This window comes from Streptomyces sp. NPDC005878, from assembly GCF_040629815.1.
GTDB lineage: Bacteria > Actinomycetota > Actinomycetes > Streptomycetales > Streptomycetaceae > Streptomyces.
On the sequence record NZ_JBEXWK010000021.1, the window covers coordinates 98,117 to 112,491 of the forward strand.

General features: G+C 68.7%; 15 protein-coding genes. 5 read left to right on the top strand and 10 right to left on the bottom strand.

Annotated elements, in window-relative coordinates; all coding sequences use genetic code 11:
• Window positions 1–90: 90 nt before the first annotated feature.
• From ABZ404_RS27015 to ABZ404_RS27055, 9 genes are all read right to left on the bottom strand, one after another.
• Entirely contained in the window at window positions 91–678 is a 588-nt protein-coding gene (locus tag ABZ404_RS27015; RefSeq protein ID WP_358836792.1) for a hypothetical protein, read from the bottom strand.
• A complete protein-coding gene (locus tag ABZ404_RS27020; protein ID WP_358836793.1) occupies window positions 671–1,150 on the bottom strand; it encodes a hypothetical protein in 480 nt (159 codons plus the stop codon). The genes ABZ404_RS27015 and ABZ404_RS27020 overlap by 8 nt, the downstream gene beginning before the upstream one ends.
• Window positions 1,134–2,999 carry a TraM recognition domain-containing protein gene (locus ABZ404_RS27025; protein ID WP_358836794.1) on the bottom strand — a complete coding sequence of 622 codons (1,866 nt, stop codon included), beginning with the start codon at window positions 2,997–2,999 and terminating at the stop codon, window positions 1,134–1,136. Before ABZ404_RS27025 ends, ABZ404_RS27020 begins: the two co-directional genes overlap by 17 nt.
• A 151-nt stretch (window positions 3,000–3,150) precedes the next feature.
• Complete coding sequence (locus ABZ404_RS27030; protein WP_358836795.1) at window positions 3,151–4,509, bottom strand: ATP/GTP-binding protein; 1,359 nt, start codon at window positions 4,507–4,509, stop codon at window positions 3,151–3,153.
• A gap of 5 nt (window positions 4,510–4,514) precedes the next feature.
• A complete protein-coding gene (locus ABZ404_RS27035; RefSeq protein ID WP_358836796.1) occupies window positions 4,515–6,005 on the bottom strand; it encodes an SCO6880 family protein in 1,491 nt (496 codons plus the stop codon).
• A gap of 45 nt (window positions 6,006–6,050) precedes the next feature.
• The gene (locus ABZ404_RS27040; protein WP_358990973.1) at window positions 6,051–7,328 is read right to left on the bottom strand and encodes a hypothetical protein; all 1,278 of its coding nucleotides are present in this window, start codon (window positions 7,326–7,328) and stop codon (window positions 6,051–6,053) included.
• Between the two features lie 2 nt (window positions 7,329–7,330).
• A complete protein-coding gene (locus ABZ404_RS27045) occupies window positions 7,331–7,714 on the bottom strand; it encodes a hypothetical protein (RefSeq protein WP_358836881.1) in 384 nt (127 codons plus the stop codon).
• A complete protein-coding gene (locus ABZ404_RS27050; RefSeq protein ID WP_358836880.1) occupies window positions 7,704–8,504 on the bottom strand; it encodes a hypothetical protein in 801 nt (266 codons plus the stop codon). The genes ABZ404_RS27045 and ABZ404_RS27050 overlap by 11 nt, the downstream gene beginning before the upstream one ends.
• Window positions 8,504–8,827, bottom strand: coding sequence for a hypothetical protein (locus ABZ404_RS27055; protein WP_358836879.1), 324 nt, complete (start codon window positions 8,825–8,827; stop codon window positions 8,504–8,506). Before ABZ404_RS27055 ends, ABZ404_RS27050 begins: the two co-directional genes overlap by 1 nt.
• A gap of 362 nt (window positions 8,828–9,189) precedes the next feature.
• Between ABZ404_RS27055 and ABZ404_RS27060 the strand changes: the two genes are divergently transcribed.
• The 5 genes from ABZ404_RS27060 to ABZ404_RS27080 all read left to right on the top strand — a co-directional run bounded on the left by ABZ404_RS27060 (window position 9,190) and on the right by ABZ404_RS27080 (window position 13,141).
• A complete protein-coding gene (locus ABZ404_RS27060; RefSeq protein WP_358836878.1) occupies window positions 9,190–10,281 on the top strand; it encodes a M23 family metallopeptidase in 1,092 nt (363 codons plus the stop codon).
• A 48-nt stretch (window positions 10,282–10,329) separates the two neighbouring features.
• The gene (locus ABZ404_RS27065; protein ID WP_358836877.1) at window positions 10,330–11,040 is read left to right on the top strand and encodes a hypothetical protein; all 711 of its coding nucleotides are present in this window, start codon (window positions 10,330–10,332) and stop codon (window positions 11,038–11,040) included.
• 128 nt (window positions 11,041–11,168) lie between these two features.
• Window positions 11,169–11,375: a hypothetical protein gene (locus tag ABZ404_RS27070; RefSeq protein ID WP_358836876.1), complete on the top strand. Its 207-nt coding sequence runs from the start codon at window positions 11,169–11,171 to the stop codon at window positions 11,373–11,375.
• A gap of 200 nt (window positions 11,376–11,575) precedes the next feature.
• The gene (locus ABZ404_RS27075) at window positions 11,576–12,148 is read left to right on the top strand and encodes a hypothetical protein (RefSeq protein WP_358836875.1); all 573 of its coding nucleotides are present in this window, start codon (window positions 11,576–11,578) and stop codon (window positions 12,146–12,148) included.
• A gap of 270 nt (window positions 12,149–12,418) precedes the next feature.
• On the top strand, window positions 12,419–13,141 hold the full coding sequence (locus ABZ404_RS27080; protein WP_358836874.1) for a hypothetical protein: 723 nt from the start codon (window positions 12,419–12,421) through the stop codon (window positions 13,139–13,141).
• Between the two features lie 23 nt (window positions 13,142–13,164).
• Here ABZ404_RS27080 and ABZ404_RS27085 read toward each other — a convergent pair whose 3' ends face one another.
• Entirely contained in the window at window positions 13,165–14,103 is a 939-nt protein-coding gene (locus ABZ404_RS27085) for a hypothetical protein (protein ID WP_358990976.1), read from the bottom strand.
• Window positions 14,104–14,375 lie beyond the last annotated feature (272 nt).

Genomic DNA, 14,375 nt, shown 5'->3' on the forward strand with positions numbered 1-14,375 from the left:
ATGAGCGTGCCCACGGCAGACTCGGTTGGCGGTGGCCGGCACAACCCAGGTCGGTGATGACGCTGGGTGATGCCGGGACCGGGGAGGGGGCTATGCGGCTTTGGGGTTAGTTGGTCCGCCGCTGCTCACACCGGGTGGCCCCGCCTCAATGATCTTCTTGCGATAGGCGGGATCGGTGCCCCAGACGGTGCGCGACTTGGCCTGGTGGTATCCGTTGGTGCACTCGCCGAGCCACGAGCGCCCGATCCGTTCGATGCCGCGTGCCCAGGCGTCATGCCACAGGTAGGGGCCTGCCGCCGCGTCCTCCTCGTTGCCGAAGGCCGACTCCCAGCCGGTCCACAGCGCGGTCAGTTCGGCCACCACGGCTCCGTGCTCCCACCAGCAGGCATGCGGAAGCTGCTCGGTGGTCAGCTCGTAGGTGTCGGCCATGCGGATCACCCACGCGGTGAACTCGCCCCACAGCTCGGCGCGTTCCTCCTCCTTGACCTTGTGCCACACGACGGGCGCGCCGCGGGCGCGGGCGCTGTCACTGCCGCCATCCTCGCCGGCGGCCCCCTGCTTCGCCGCACCCCGCACTGCTCCAGAGTCCTCAAGCCTGGCCAGGCGCGCGGCGAAACCGGTGAGCTCGCCGTTGATGGACTCCAGCGCGTCGAAGAGCGGGCCGAGCGGATCAGGCACGTGACACCGCCTTTCGTGCCAGGCGGCTCCTCGCCGCGCGCACGGTCGCTGCAGCGGATGAAGAGCTCAGCAACCGCGGGAGCCAGGGGAGGAACCGGACCTGGAATGCGGCGTCTTCGAGTCGGGCCAGGCGCGCGGCGAAACCGGTGAGCTCGTCGTTGATGGATTCCAGCGCGTCAAAGAGCGGGCCCAGAGGATCGCTGTCACGGCGGGCAGACGGCGGCGTGGGAGCAACCGAGAGAGCCTCTTCGAGGCGCTTCAGGTGCTTGAACACCACACGTTGCTCGTTGTTGAAGGCGTCCAGCGCATCGAGGACAGCATCGAAGAAGTCATCGGCCTCTTCGGAGCGGCGCGGTTGGGCGGGGCCCGGGGCCGCACATGCCTCCAGGCGGGCGACGCGTCGTGTGAGGTTGGACAACCTGCCGCGCACGGACTGCAGGACGACCAGGGACCACTCAGTTGCTGGCGGCATGGCTGTTCACCTTCTTCAGGGCTTCCTTAGTGGCTTCGCTGATCTCCTTGGCGCGCGGGCCTTCGTGGATCCGCTCGAACTTCACCCGTGTGACGGGAGTTCGCCGGTGTACGACCAGGCCCTCGCGCTCCTTGATCTGCCGGATGTCCCCGGGTTCGAGCACGGCCCGGCGCCGGGTAGAGATGCTGATGGAAGCGCGCTCTCCGTCGTCGCTGACCGACTCGGTGTCCTCTTCGAACTCGCCGGCGAGCTGGGAGTACGTCTTGAGCTCCTGCTCGTCCGAGACACCACCCAAGATGACCTTGATGGTCGCAGCCGCGAACATCTTCCTGACGCCCAGCTCCCCCCACCTCTCGTGCGCCTGCGCCAAGTTCTGCAACACGGCGACCATGAAAATGTTCTGCGAGCCGGACACCGACATCAGGCTCGGGATCTGCGGCAGCGGAGCCACGTTGGCCAACTCGTCACCGAGCAGCGCAAACGGTGGGTCGAGGCGGCCGTTGGGCATCCGGGCCGCGATCACCTTGGCAGTGTCGAGGATGGCCCGCGAGAACGCCGCCAGGATGGGCGCCAGGCTGGAGCCCTCGTCCTCCTCCCCGATGAGGAAGACGGTGCCGCCCTCGGTGAGCCACTTCGCGATAGAGAAGTTCTTCTCATCGCGAGCCGACTTGCCGAAGATGGCGGCAACCTTCTGGTCGTACAGGGCGAGGATGGACTGCTCGGCGGTGCGCCAGCTCGCCGACCGCTCCTCGGGCGCCGCGGCGTGCTGGGCGGCAAGGGCCCGGGCGAGGTTCTCCTGGCCATGGGCGGCCAGGATGTCTACCGGCTGCCGCTCGGTGGGAGCGGTGGCCCAGCGCAGGATGTCCATGCCGCTCAGCCCGTCGAGCGCGGCGGCGTGCAGCCAGCACGTCATGAGCATCTGGGCGTTCATGACGAAGTAGCCGCCGTTTTTGGTGCCTTCATCCGACTTTGCGGTGCCAGTGAGGGTCTCGGCGCGTTTGCGGGCGACGGTGAAGTCCTCGCAGCCATCCGTGATGGCCCACTGCAGTTGCAGCGGCCAGTTGGACAGGCCCGTCGGGTCGAGCACCATGACCGGCCCGTACTTCTCGCGGCTCTTGGCCGTCGCGTACAGGACGTCGGTCTTGGAGGAGGTGGCGAGCACGCTGCCGGGGAAGTCGAGGATCCACGGCATGATCAGCTGACTCGTCTTGCCCTCTCGGGGAGGGGCCACGATCAGGACGGTTTCCTCGAACGGGATGTAAAGCCTCACGCCGGTCGGGATCGCGGTGCCGCAGAACACGGCGACTTCGCTCACCGGCACGTCGGTCACCCGTGACGGTGCGCTGGAGCGCCACGGCAGAGCCTTGGACGGTGCGGCCGCCTTGTCGAGGGAGGGCTTCGGAGTGGCCAGGCTCGGGCGCAGGGCCCCGAGCCGGGACAGGGCCTTTGCCTCGCCCATGGCCTCCTGCAACTGGGCGCTCGTGGCCAGGCCGTCAGTACCTTCGTCCCGCGTCGTACGCCAGCGCCGCCATCCGGCGCGGGCGCCCCAGCAGGTGCCGGCCGCCACCGCGAGAAACGGCGGATAGAAGGCGAACGGCCCGCCTACGCCGGATCCGGCCGGGTAGGCGTCCTGCGGGTGCAGGGGGTTGGTGACCAGCACGGGGATGGCGGCCGCTGTCTCGTTCCACGACACCATCGCGGGCGAGGCGTGCGCGAGCAGGCCGGAGAGGATGGTGGCCACCCACGCCCAGAGGGTGAGAGCAACTGCGGTGATGCACAGGGCGATCCACCAGGCGTCCTTGTAGACGTGCAGGCGGTTGCCCGAGTGCGGGGTGACAACTTTGGCCACTACCGAGCACCCCCACCGGTGGATATCGAGGCAGGGGCGGCGGCGTGGCCCCTGCGGCGCACCGATGCCGTGCAGAGGCGGGCAGACGACGCGGCGGATGGGGCTGCGGCGTGCCGGGCCGGGGCGCGGGCGGTGAGGTTCCAGAGGGTCATCAGGCGGCGCTCTTTCGCATCGAGATGAGCGGTGCCGCGGGCGCCTGGCTCTCGGAGGCGGCCTCGGTCATCTTGCGGTTGGTATTGGTCAGCTCCGACTCGGTCGCGCTGCGGATGTGCTCCACCAGATGCATCCGGTTGCCCACCTGCCACACGGCTCGTCCCGGGGAGCAGCGGCTGGCACCGTCGACTAGCGCTTCACGCGCCCAGTCGGGCAGTTGCAGGTAGTCCGCCGTGATGTCGGCCTCGGCCTTGTCCATGTGGTAGAGCACCCGGGTGGCGGTCAGTTTCAAGATCGCCGCCGCCTCGGGGGCCTCCTCGACCATCAGGTCGCCGAGGTGGTGCAAGATCGCCCAGAAGGAGAGGCCGAGGCGTCGTCCGTACCGGACAAATTCCTCGAAGAGCCTGGCCACGGGCCGGTGGGACAGGATGTGCCACGCCTCTTCGACGATCAAGGTGCGCTTGATGCTGTCGCCGGGCTTGATCCATGCGTAGCGCAGCCACGGGCCGATCACGCTCATCAGCAGCGGCATGGCCTCGCCCTCACGCGGCAGGCGTGTGAGGTCGAAGACGATGAGCCGCGCGTCCAAGTCGATCCCGGGCGTGGTGGGACCGTTGAACAACCCAGCCAAGTCCCGAGTGGGGCTGCACAGTTGGTCCATCGCGAGGCTGGCTGGCTGGCCCCACTCGACCATGTCCTCGACGCCGACCTGGCGCCGGCCGAGCATGGCCGGCTCAGGGTTGGTCAGCGCGTCGTGGATGTCGGACAGGACCGCGACCCGGTCCTCGGCCGCGGCCCGCACCTGTGCGGCCGCATGGGCGACCGAGAGGGAGAACTCGCTCTCGCTGCTCAGCGGCCCGCCGATGATCTCCACCATGCTGCAGAGGATCTTGAACTGGTACTGGGAGGGAATTCGCGGGTCCAGCGGGTTGAGCCGCACTCCCTCGCCGTCCTCACCGCCGTACACCAGGCGGATCGGGGTGACGCCGAGGGCGCGGGCGATGCTGTCCCACTCGCCCACCCCATCCTCACCCTGCGCGTCCAGGATGCAGAAGGAGCGGTCGCGGAAGCGCAGCTGCCGCAGCACGTAGCACTTTTCCAGCGATGACTTGCCGAAACCGGACTTGCCGAGGACGAGCGCGTGACCGCTGGGGAGGCGCTCGCGCGCGGAGGGGTCGTAGAGGATGAACGGGTCGTAGATGTAGGCCTTGCCGGAGTAGATCTCCCGGCCGATGATCACGCCCCTCGGGTCCGAAGACGGCGCGCCGACCGCGGGATAGAGCCCGGAGGCGGTGGCGGTAGTGGTGCGCAGGGCGCGCCGTCTGGTCTGGGACTGGCGGCGTACGAGTTCGAGCATGCACCTCAGTCCTTCAGCAGTCCGGTGACCATGGGCAGGGTGTTGGCGAAGGCGCGGTACTGCTCGGAGTCGCACCACTCCAGCGCCAACTGGCTCTTGACCGCGGCCGCCCGCACCGTGTTGCGGTGCTGGACGAGCAGTTCGGGGTCGGGCGCGGTGACGGTGACCCACCCAGTTAGCCTCACGCCAGCCGCGCCGTTGGCCAGGTCGTGCATGGTGGAGGCAGACGCCCCCAGCTCACGCTCCTCACGCGGGTCGATGATCTTTCCGGGGTGGTTGTCTGCCTGCCCGGCCTCGTTGGTGACGTCCGCCATGGCGTCCTCGAGGGCCTTGTCGGCAGGCAGCAGCCGCATCGTCACCCCGACCGTCAGAATCACGTCGGAGACGTACAGCAGCAACGGGGCCATGAAGTTCACGCCCACCGGGAGCACAGGGAACTGCTTGATCCAGGCCGTGGCGGTGTACCAGGGGTCGGCACCTTCCCAGCTGCGGGCCGCCATGCGGGTGGGCTCCCGCGCGTCCATCTCGGCCGGCCAGCAGGACGCGCGGTCCATGCCCCGGGTGTCGTTGATCCAGTGGTCGGGCGCGTAGGCGTGGTGGATCAAAGACGCGAGCGCGGGCTCGTCGAGGTTGCGCACCCAGCGCAGCTGCGCGCCGCCCAGCCCGCGGATGAACTGCTCGATCTCCTTGCCGAGCACCTCGCCGTAGCCGTCGTGCAGGGTCTGGTAGGTCAGGGCTTCTGCAGACAGTTCGTGGGTGTAGGGGATGCCCAGGACCAGGAACAGCCTGCGGTCCTCGGCGTAGATGGACACCATGTCGACCAACTGGTCGTAGGAGTCGCTCAGCCAGGACGGCGCCGACGGATCCCGCCGCGCGGCGGCATCGTGTGCGTGTGCATTGGGGTCGGTGGGCAGCAACCGCGCCAACCACTGCACGTACTCGATCCGCCCGCCCGACTCCGCGGTCTCCTTGAGCAGGTACTCGTAGGCGGAGACCAGCGCTTCCTTGTCCGCGCCGTCCAGGCCGCCGAAGTTCTTGGCCCCCTCGACCTCTATGCACGCCACGAACATGGACTCGGTGGGCTGGAGGAGGACGGCGATGTCCCCGTACGCGGTCTTCGCCGTGATCCACTCCAGCGACCCCGGGACGCCTACCGGCTGTTCCACCGGCATCGGCGTGCCGTCCCGGCGGCGGCCCGCGAGCGGGGCGGTCGACTTGTACAGGAGCCTGCCGTCGCGCAGCAGTGTCCGGTGCGTGCGGCGGATCTCGTACCAGCGCAGGAAGGTGCGGCCCTTGTAGGGGACCATCGTGACGTAGATGCACGTCCCGGCCGCGCCGAGGCATCCGAGGATCTTCAGTGGAATCCCGGGGAGGCCGGCCAACAGGCCGACAGCAAGAACGATGCCGCCGAGCAGGACCAACTGCTCGTCCATTTCGAAGCGACGCCCCAGCAGACCGCGCGGCCGCGGTCGGGGGAAGCTGAAGACGCGGTCCATCGCGACTCCTTTCTCAAAGCGTGTTGTGGGAGGGGAGGGTTGCCGCTAGCTCGCCGGCGGAGGGGGCGGGGGAGCGGGCGCCGGGGGCGGGGGCGCCTGGCCGCCCGGCCTGGGCGGCGGGGGCGGGACAGCACCCCCGGGCCGTGAACCCGGTGCACTCGACCGAGGAGGCGGTGCGGGAGCCGGACGCCGGGCACCACCCGGGGTGCCGCCCCCGGAGCCGCCGCGGCTGCCACCACGCGGGCTGCTCCCACCACCGCCGGGGCCTTTGCCCCTGCCCGGGCCGCCGCCCTGACGACCGCCGCCCTGCTGACCGCCACCTTGCTGACCACCACCCCCACCGCCGTCGCCGGAGGCGTTGTTGGCGCCGTCCTTCGCGGCCTGCACGGCCTGGTCGCGGAGCTGGTCGCCGGCTTCCTTGACGGCCATCGCCGCGGCGGCAGGTGGCGCGGCCTTGCTCGCCGCTCCCGCGGCACCGCCTCCACCGCCGGCCGAGGGCTTGGACGCGGCCTGTGTCTGCAGCTCGTTCTGCTTCTGCTTTCCCTGTTGATGTGCGGCCTTGGCCCGCTGGCCCGCCTCGTCCTTGACCTGGGCCATGGCCTGCATCTCGTCACCGACGATGGGTATCCACTTCGCGATCTGGAAGGGCATGAAAAGGGCGATGAAGAGCAAGGCAATGAAGGTGATGCAGGAGCCGATGGCTTGCGGCAAGGTCATGTCGTGGTTGGGGTCGGCGACGCCGTCCAGGAGGGCGCCAGCCAAGGCGAGGGCGAGGTAGATGCCCAGCTTGCTCGCGATGATCCCGCCCATGATCCCAACCCATTTGCGGGTGTGGCCCCACAGGTCCTTGTCGACCAGACCGCTGAAGACGATCGGGCCGAAGATCAGCCCGAGGAGTATGAGGGCGTCGCGGACGACCAGCATGATCCACAGGCCGAACACCGCGAACAGGATCGCCAGCCCGATCGGAATGGCGATGACCACTCCGAAGCCGGGCACCAGGACGGAAATGGCGGCCAGTGCGGCAAAGATGACCAGTCCACCGACGAATACTTCGGCGATGTAGTCGCCGAGGATCGCCTCAGCCGCACTGTCGATGAAATTCACGGTGGTCATCACCATGGCCGGCATGAACCCCGCCACGGCCACGGACATCAGTAGATAACCGACGTTCTCCATGGCCGCCTGAGCGATGGGAACTCCCCGGACCACTCGCTTCACCACCGAGATCAGCCACTGGACCATGGTGAATACGGTGGCGAGGGCAAAGACGAGACCGTAGAGGCGGATGAATCCCGGGTTCCCCCAGTCGATTTCCGTCACGCCTAGTCCCCCTTGCCCTTCTTGCCCTTGCCCTTCTTGGGCTCGTTCGGATTCTTTCCGGTGAGTTCTTCACCGAAGGCGCCGAACATGCTCTTGGTGCCGGCCCGCAGCTTCTGTTCCAGGTAGCCGAGCGGGTCACTTGCGAAGTCGATGGCCTCACCCACGCCGTCGACAAGGGAATCGGCGCCCGATTTGTCATAGACCCACTTGGCGCCGTCCTCCACCTTGTCGCACACGGTCTTTCCGCCGGGCAAGTTGCAAGGGTTCGTCCAGCCGGGAATTGCCTGGGCCTTCGGGGCTGCTGGGCCCGCTACTACCAGCAGGCTCGCGAACATGGCGGCGACAAGGCCCTGCGCCACCCGCCGCTGCATGAATTCAGCCTGCATAGCGGGGCGCCTCGAATTCCTTGTTCGCCAGGCGCATTTCGTCGGTAGACGATGCCGACTGGTCAGGAGCGACGAGGGGGGTGGGGCCATCCGACAGATCGATCGTCGCGACCTTCCAGTCGCCGTCCTGCCACTGCAGGATCATCGTGTAGGTCGACCAGCTGCCGGAGACGGGCATCTTCGATTTCTCCGTGGGGACCCCGACGACCTCGCTCATCCAGACCTTGACCGTCGCCGTGTCCTGGGAGTACGAGCGCACGCTGGTGCCGAGCGAAGCAGCGCGCATCACCATGTCCGGGGCCGTCTGCTCGGTCACGCCGAGAGCCGCCATCAGCGCCTTGGCGGACTGGTCGTCCTGGGCCTGCTGATTGGCCAGCGCGGAGGACGTCATCACTGTCTTCAGCACCTGGTGGCGCAGCGCCTGGTCGGTGAAATACCCCGGCGATGAACGGGCGACCTGGTAGTTGACCGCGGCCGCCGCGGCGCCGTCCTTGGTGCGCGGATACCCCACCGGGATACCGGCCTTGATGGTCTTCGCCTTGGCGCCGGGCCCGCTGCCTCCTGCTTGCGACGTGGGCGTGGAGGTGGCGGGCGTCTCGGGAGTGCCCTTGTCGTCCGTGCCCCCGCCGCCGCCGAACAAGGTCAGCGCCACCCCGAGCGCCAGCACGACACCGAAGATGATCGAGCCGACCTTGAGCCTGCGCCACGGGGATGGCTCTCCGGCGCCGGGAGTTTCCGACGCCTTCGCCGTCAGGCTCCGCGTTCCGGTCTGCTTTTGGTTGCCGGCCATTAGATTCCAAACCCGTAGACGATGCCGAACAGGGTCGACATGGAGGCGACTGCAAAGAGACCGAGAAGGGAACTGGCGACCATGGTCTGGCCCTTCTTCGTCTCCATCGTGTTGTGCTGCTGGTTTCCGACGCGAATATGTACGGCGCCGATGATGGCACTGCCGAGCAGGAAGAGAATCGCGCCGGCCATGACCACGCCGACGATGATCTTTGCCTTGGTCCCGATCTCGCCGAACACGTCCCAACTGGGCGTAATGCCATCAGTAATGGAACCGATGCCGCCTTCGGCTGCGAGCTGTACCACCTGCTGTGTTACCTGCACGATTCCCTCCCAGGCCGCGAAAGCCTGCCCCAGTCCGCGAAGGACCTGGACAACTGGTCGTCAACAGCGCGGAAAGCGAGCCTCACGCCGAATTGTTTTCAGCCGAATATAGGGAGGCGGCTAAACGCCTCCCCAGCGCCGATGCGTTGACGCATCCGCAATTCAATGCCTTAGAATTCAGCGCAAGTTGTCGATTCCCTGCTGCCTTCACTCGGCGCAGACGCTAGCCGCGCAAAACACGGCTATGTAGAGGCGCATTCGCAGCCCTGGGACGCCCGGCTAAACGGGCTCACCCCATGGCACGGGAATTGCGGTTTCCGTCCCTCGTGGCGGGATGCGCATCGACGACTGGGGATCGATACATGAGCACAGCCATACGCATCGCCGGGGGCGGGATCGCGGCGATGTTCGCGGGGGTCCTCTGCCTGCCGCTGATGCTGGGCGCCGGCGGATCGGACGACGGATCGAGGTGGGAGGACTCCTGCACACCCGCCAACTCGGCCATGCAGGTGGCCAGCAAGGAGCAGGAAATACCGGCCGCGGAGCCCGGCGGACAGGTCACGGTGCCGCTGAACCCACAGGGCAAACAGGAGAGCGTCAACTGGAGCGAGGAACAACAGCGCAACGCCAGCATCATCACCAACGTCGCCCGGAGCCGAGGCTTGCCGCCCCGCGCGGCGGTCATCGGGGTGGCCACCGCGATCCAGGAATCGACGCTGCGGAACATCCACCACGGAGACCGCGACTCGCAGGGCCTCTTCCAGCAGCGGCCCTCACAGGGCTGGGGGACCGTCGCACAGGTCACCGACCCCATCTATGCGAGCAACTCCTTCTTCGAGCGCCTCGCCAAGGTCGACAAGTGGCAGGTCAAGCCGCTCACCCAAGCCGCCCAGAACGTTCAGCGCTCAGGCTTCCCCGACGCGTACGCCAAATGGGAGAAGGCCGCCGGTGAGCTCGTCGTCAAGAGCTGGGGCAAGAAGGCCGTGCTCACAACGACCTCCGGGTGCGACGCCGTCGAGAACGCGGCCAACTCCACCGGCGCCAAGGGCGGGTGGGCGCTTCCCGTGGAGAACTCCCGCGTCACCACCCCCTACAAGGCCGGCGGCGGCATGTGGTCCTCAGGTCACCACACGGGCATCGACTTTCCCGTCGCCACCGGCACCCGCGTCCAGGCCGTCGGCACCGGCACCGTCGTCGAAGCCGGATGGGGCGGCGCGTACGGCAACAACGTCATCATCAAGATGAGCGACGGCAAGTACACGCAGTACGGGCATCTCTCGAAGATCACCGTGAGCAAGGGACAAACGGTCAAGGCCCGACAGCAGATCGGCCTCTCCGGTGCCACCGGCAACGTCTCCGGCCCGCACCTGCACTTCGAAGCCCGCACCGGCCCCGCGTACGGATCCGACATCGACCCCAGCGCCTATCTCCGCAGCCACGGACTCTCGCTCTGACCTACTCAAGGAGGAGTGCCCGCGGAGCCATACCGCGGGTCACACACCATGAACACCAGCACCCGCTACCAGGTCCACATCAGCCGTGACGGCCAGCTCTACCTCGACAACGAGCCGCAGGTCGTCCCCGACGGAGTCGACCCCTCGCAGGTCGTCGTCCAAGTCCTCCACATCGAGGCCGCTGGCAGCGGCCAGCCAGTCCTCGTGCACGTCCAGGACGAGCGCACCGCCTCCCACTTCGACATGCAGGTCATGCCCGACGGCACCACTCAGGCGGCAGGAACCCCGCCCGTGGCCCCGCAACCGGCGTCCACCGCGACGGGGCAGACGCCGAGCAGCCTCTTCGAGCGGCTCGCCGCCGCCCAGGCCGCAGGCCGGGCCCACGACTTCGATACCGCCATAGCCGCGGCCGACGGCATCCTGCAGCAGCTCACCGCCGAGCAGGGCGAGACGGCCTCCGCGACCCTTGAGGCCGCACAGTTCCGAGCCGACCTGGCCTACCTGAGCGGCCAGTTCGCCTTCGCGACCGCCTCGTGGACCTGGCTCGCCCTCGCCTGGTTCGATCGCCTCGGGCCGGGCAAGCGGCGCACCCAGATCGCGGCACAGAACGCTGCCCAGGCATGGATGCACCTTCCCCTCCACGAGGCGGGCCCCCTCGCCTCCGACCTGGTCAACATGCTCATGGAAGTGACCGCGCCTGAGAGGACCGCAACCATCCGCGCTCAGATCGCCGAGCGGCTCGGGCAACCCATCAACTAGCAACGCTGTCGCGACCCGACGGGTCTTGACAGCGTTGCAACATCATCAGACTGCTACAGTCATCTGTCACGAGCACAACAACCCTTACGCGCGCAAGAGGCTCGACGGCAGAGGAGGCGGAACCAAGCATGTGGCGACTGATGGTGTTCTTCCAGGCTGTCCTTGGGCTCGGCGCCGTCGTCATGTCGCTGGTCAGCGGCCTGATGGTGGTCCGCCACGACGGCCCGAGCGTCGAGCTGGCACAGTCTGTCGGCCTGCTCGTTCTGCTCCTCGGTCTGCTCTTGGTCACCGGGCGCCGGATGACCGGGCGTTGGTTCAGGTGGTCGCGCCGCTGACGCCGGCCTCCCGTCCGCGGGCAGGACGAGCCCCTGCGCCACAGCTGCGCATGCCCGTCCTTAGAGCCCGATGAAGCCCCGCTGCAAAGCGGGACTTCATCGTTTCGGCCCTCTCTCATGCCGGGCACCTCGATCGTGGCCGTATCGGGCGGCGTTCGGGCATACAGTGCTCCGAGGACCGGGCGGACAAGGGGGGAACGGTGAACACGGCGGCGTGGCTTGCGTACGTGTCCCGGCACCTCCCATGGCGCCGCCGCCCCGTTGCGGCCGCTGCCCGGACCATCGCTTCCTGGAACGCCGCGACGCGCCTGCAGACCCGCGGGCACCTGCTGTGGGCCGCCCATCAGATCGCCGAAGCCCGGCGGGCGGCCCAGGACGCTCTCGATCACCCAGGCCGGTCCATCACCACCGTGGCGGACACGCTCGACATCACCCTCCCGCCCCAAGTCCGCGATGCTGGCCCGGGCGCAGAACAGCTCGCCCTCGTCCTGCGCCAGGCCCGTCGCGACGCCGAGCAACTCGCCACCGCCACGCCGCGCATCATCCGCAGTACGCTCAGGCGCCTGGCCACTGATCTTGCGGAGGCGGACGAGACATTCGACCGTGTGTGCAACGACGTCCGCAGAGCAGACCTGCGCACGGTCGACCTCACCCACCTATATCTCGGCGGGCTGCGCTGGGACGCCGCCACACTGTGGCCCGACGCGTGGTGCGACCGGATCCGGGCTGCATCGGACCCGGTGGACGGGATCCACCAGATCCGGGATCACTGACAAACAGCGTCCCGGTGGCACGGGGGGACCACCGGGACGTCAACCTCTAGCGTACGCAGCACCGTTCACCTGCGCGCGGGGATCACAAGATCTGACCGGATGCGGCCGCTGGAGCCGACCCAACATCGCTTGCTGGACGCGGCCGCCAAGGGTCACTCCTGTCCCATTAGCCTCAACTTCGCAATCCCGTGGACTCCATGACGAACTTCTTCTTCAGCCGGAGTAGAGGGCGGCCCGACAAGGCCGACGACCGACACGAAGGAGAAGACGATGGCCGAGACCAATATCCACCAAGAGGCGGGCACGCAGGCGATCACGGTGGGGATGGCGCAGCGGCCGGGCACTGAGCCCCCGTGCGCTGACGGGTACGACCTCCAGTGGCGCGGGCAGCGGGTGTGTGGCGCCGTCGTCGACGGCGCAGGCCACGACGCGGCAGTCGTCCGTTACGCCCAGGCGGTGCCTCCGGTGATCACCCACATCGGCATGACCATGGGCGGACTGGCCGCCCTGACCACCGCCGGACAGATGGCCCACGCCTACGACACCCCGCCGCACGCCTCCGCCGTCTACGCCCGCATGGAGCCGGGCCAGCCCACCACTATCCTCTGGATCGGCGACTGCCGCGCCTACGCCTGGGACGGCGCCGCGCTCACCCAGTGGAGCACCGACCAGAGCATGGGCCAGTACCTGCGCCGCAACGGCGTGGCCGTGGACCTCGCCGCCGCCCACGACAACTGGTCCAGGACCGGGCTCGCTCAGGCCGGCGCGGCCATGTGCCGCGAGACGCAGATCCCCGAACACCTCCGCCTGGTCCTGCTCGTGACCGACGGCATCCCGGACCAGGTGGACCCGGAGGAGATGGAGCGGCTGTGCCGCGCGCATGAGGCGGACCCTCAGGCCCTCGCCGACGCCCTGACCTCCGCCGCGCAAGCTGACGCGGACGGTTACCGCGACGACGCCACCGTCATCGCCCTGCTGCGGCAGCCCGCCTGACGGCCGGCAACCGGCGGGCGGGGTCAGGTGAGATCTTCGAGGCGGTGGCGCGTGAACGGCACCCCGCGCGCGGGCGCGATCACCACGACCTCCTCCGACCGGCTCGCGCGTACCAGAGAGTCCAGGCCGCCCGCCGCGTCGAAGCCCTCATTCGTCAGGACGGGGCGGACCAGGCGCGCGATCGCCAGCTCGGCTACCTGCGGCACGCGTATCGAGGGGCCGACCAGCCGGCGGACCCGCTGATACGCCAGCGTCCGCTCGTGCTCGGTCGTACCACCGTGCACCACGGCCATCAGATCGGCGGCCTTCGCCAGGCGCCGGGAGACCGCGGGCTCGAGGTAGGAGGTGCCGACGCGCTCCGCATGGTCCCGGGCGATCTGCCACGACACCTCGAGCTCGGCCACCGCCTCGTGGTACGCGGCAACGAGCTCCTGCGCGCCGTGGCGCACGGTCAGGCGGGCGTCGTCCGCGTTGATCCTCGCCCGGTCGAACCGCTCGGTCTCGCTGACGGACAGATCGTTGAGCGCGGGCCGCTCCAGCGCGGCCATGTAGTCGACGAGATGAGCGCCGTACTCTTCGAGCACCGCATCGTGGCGTGCCGTCGCGGCGGCGATGCGCTCCTGCACCGCCCACCGGGTCTCCTCCTCCTTGTGCTCCCGGTCCCGCCGGCGGCGCTGCGCCCGCACGAGACCCGTGAGAAGGACCGCCACCGCCACGACGGCAGCCACCGAGGCCGCCGCGAGCCCCACGGTCCGCCACGGTATGGACACCGAGCCCGGCCGCCCGGCGTCCCCACCGCCGTCGGGCAGCCGCGCCCGCACGACCCAGGCGACCACCGCGACGAGCACCGCACCCACCCAGGCCTGCATCGCACGCTGGCGGGCCAGACGCGCCTCGGACGAGGACGCCTGCGCCAGCATGAACGCGCGCACCGTACTGAACGCGGCGCTCAGCACCGTCATCGACGCAACGAACGAAAGAAGCACGGGGATGGTGCGGCTCACCGGGGCTGACCTCCTGCAGGAACCTGGCCGTACGGCCTGACGACGAGGGCGGCCCCTCGCTTGCGCAGCCTGTGACACCTCCAGCCCCGCCTTTCCCGGACGACGCCCCTTGTCCCGCCCGGCGGACCGCCACGGAAGATGTTTCGCGCCCGTCGGTCCGCCGGGCGGGACGCCGCCCCCGCACGGCGCTCACCAGCACCTGCGTCCCGAAAACTGCCAGCACCGAGCAG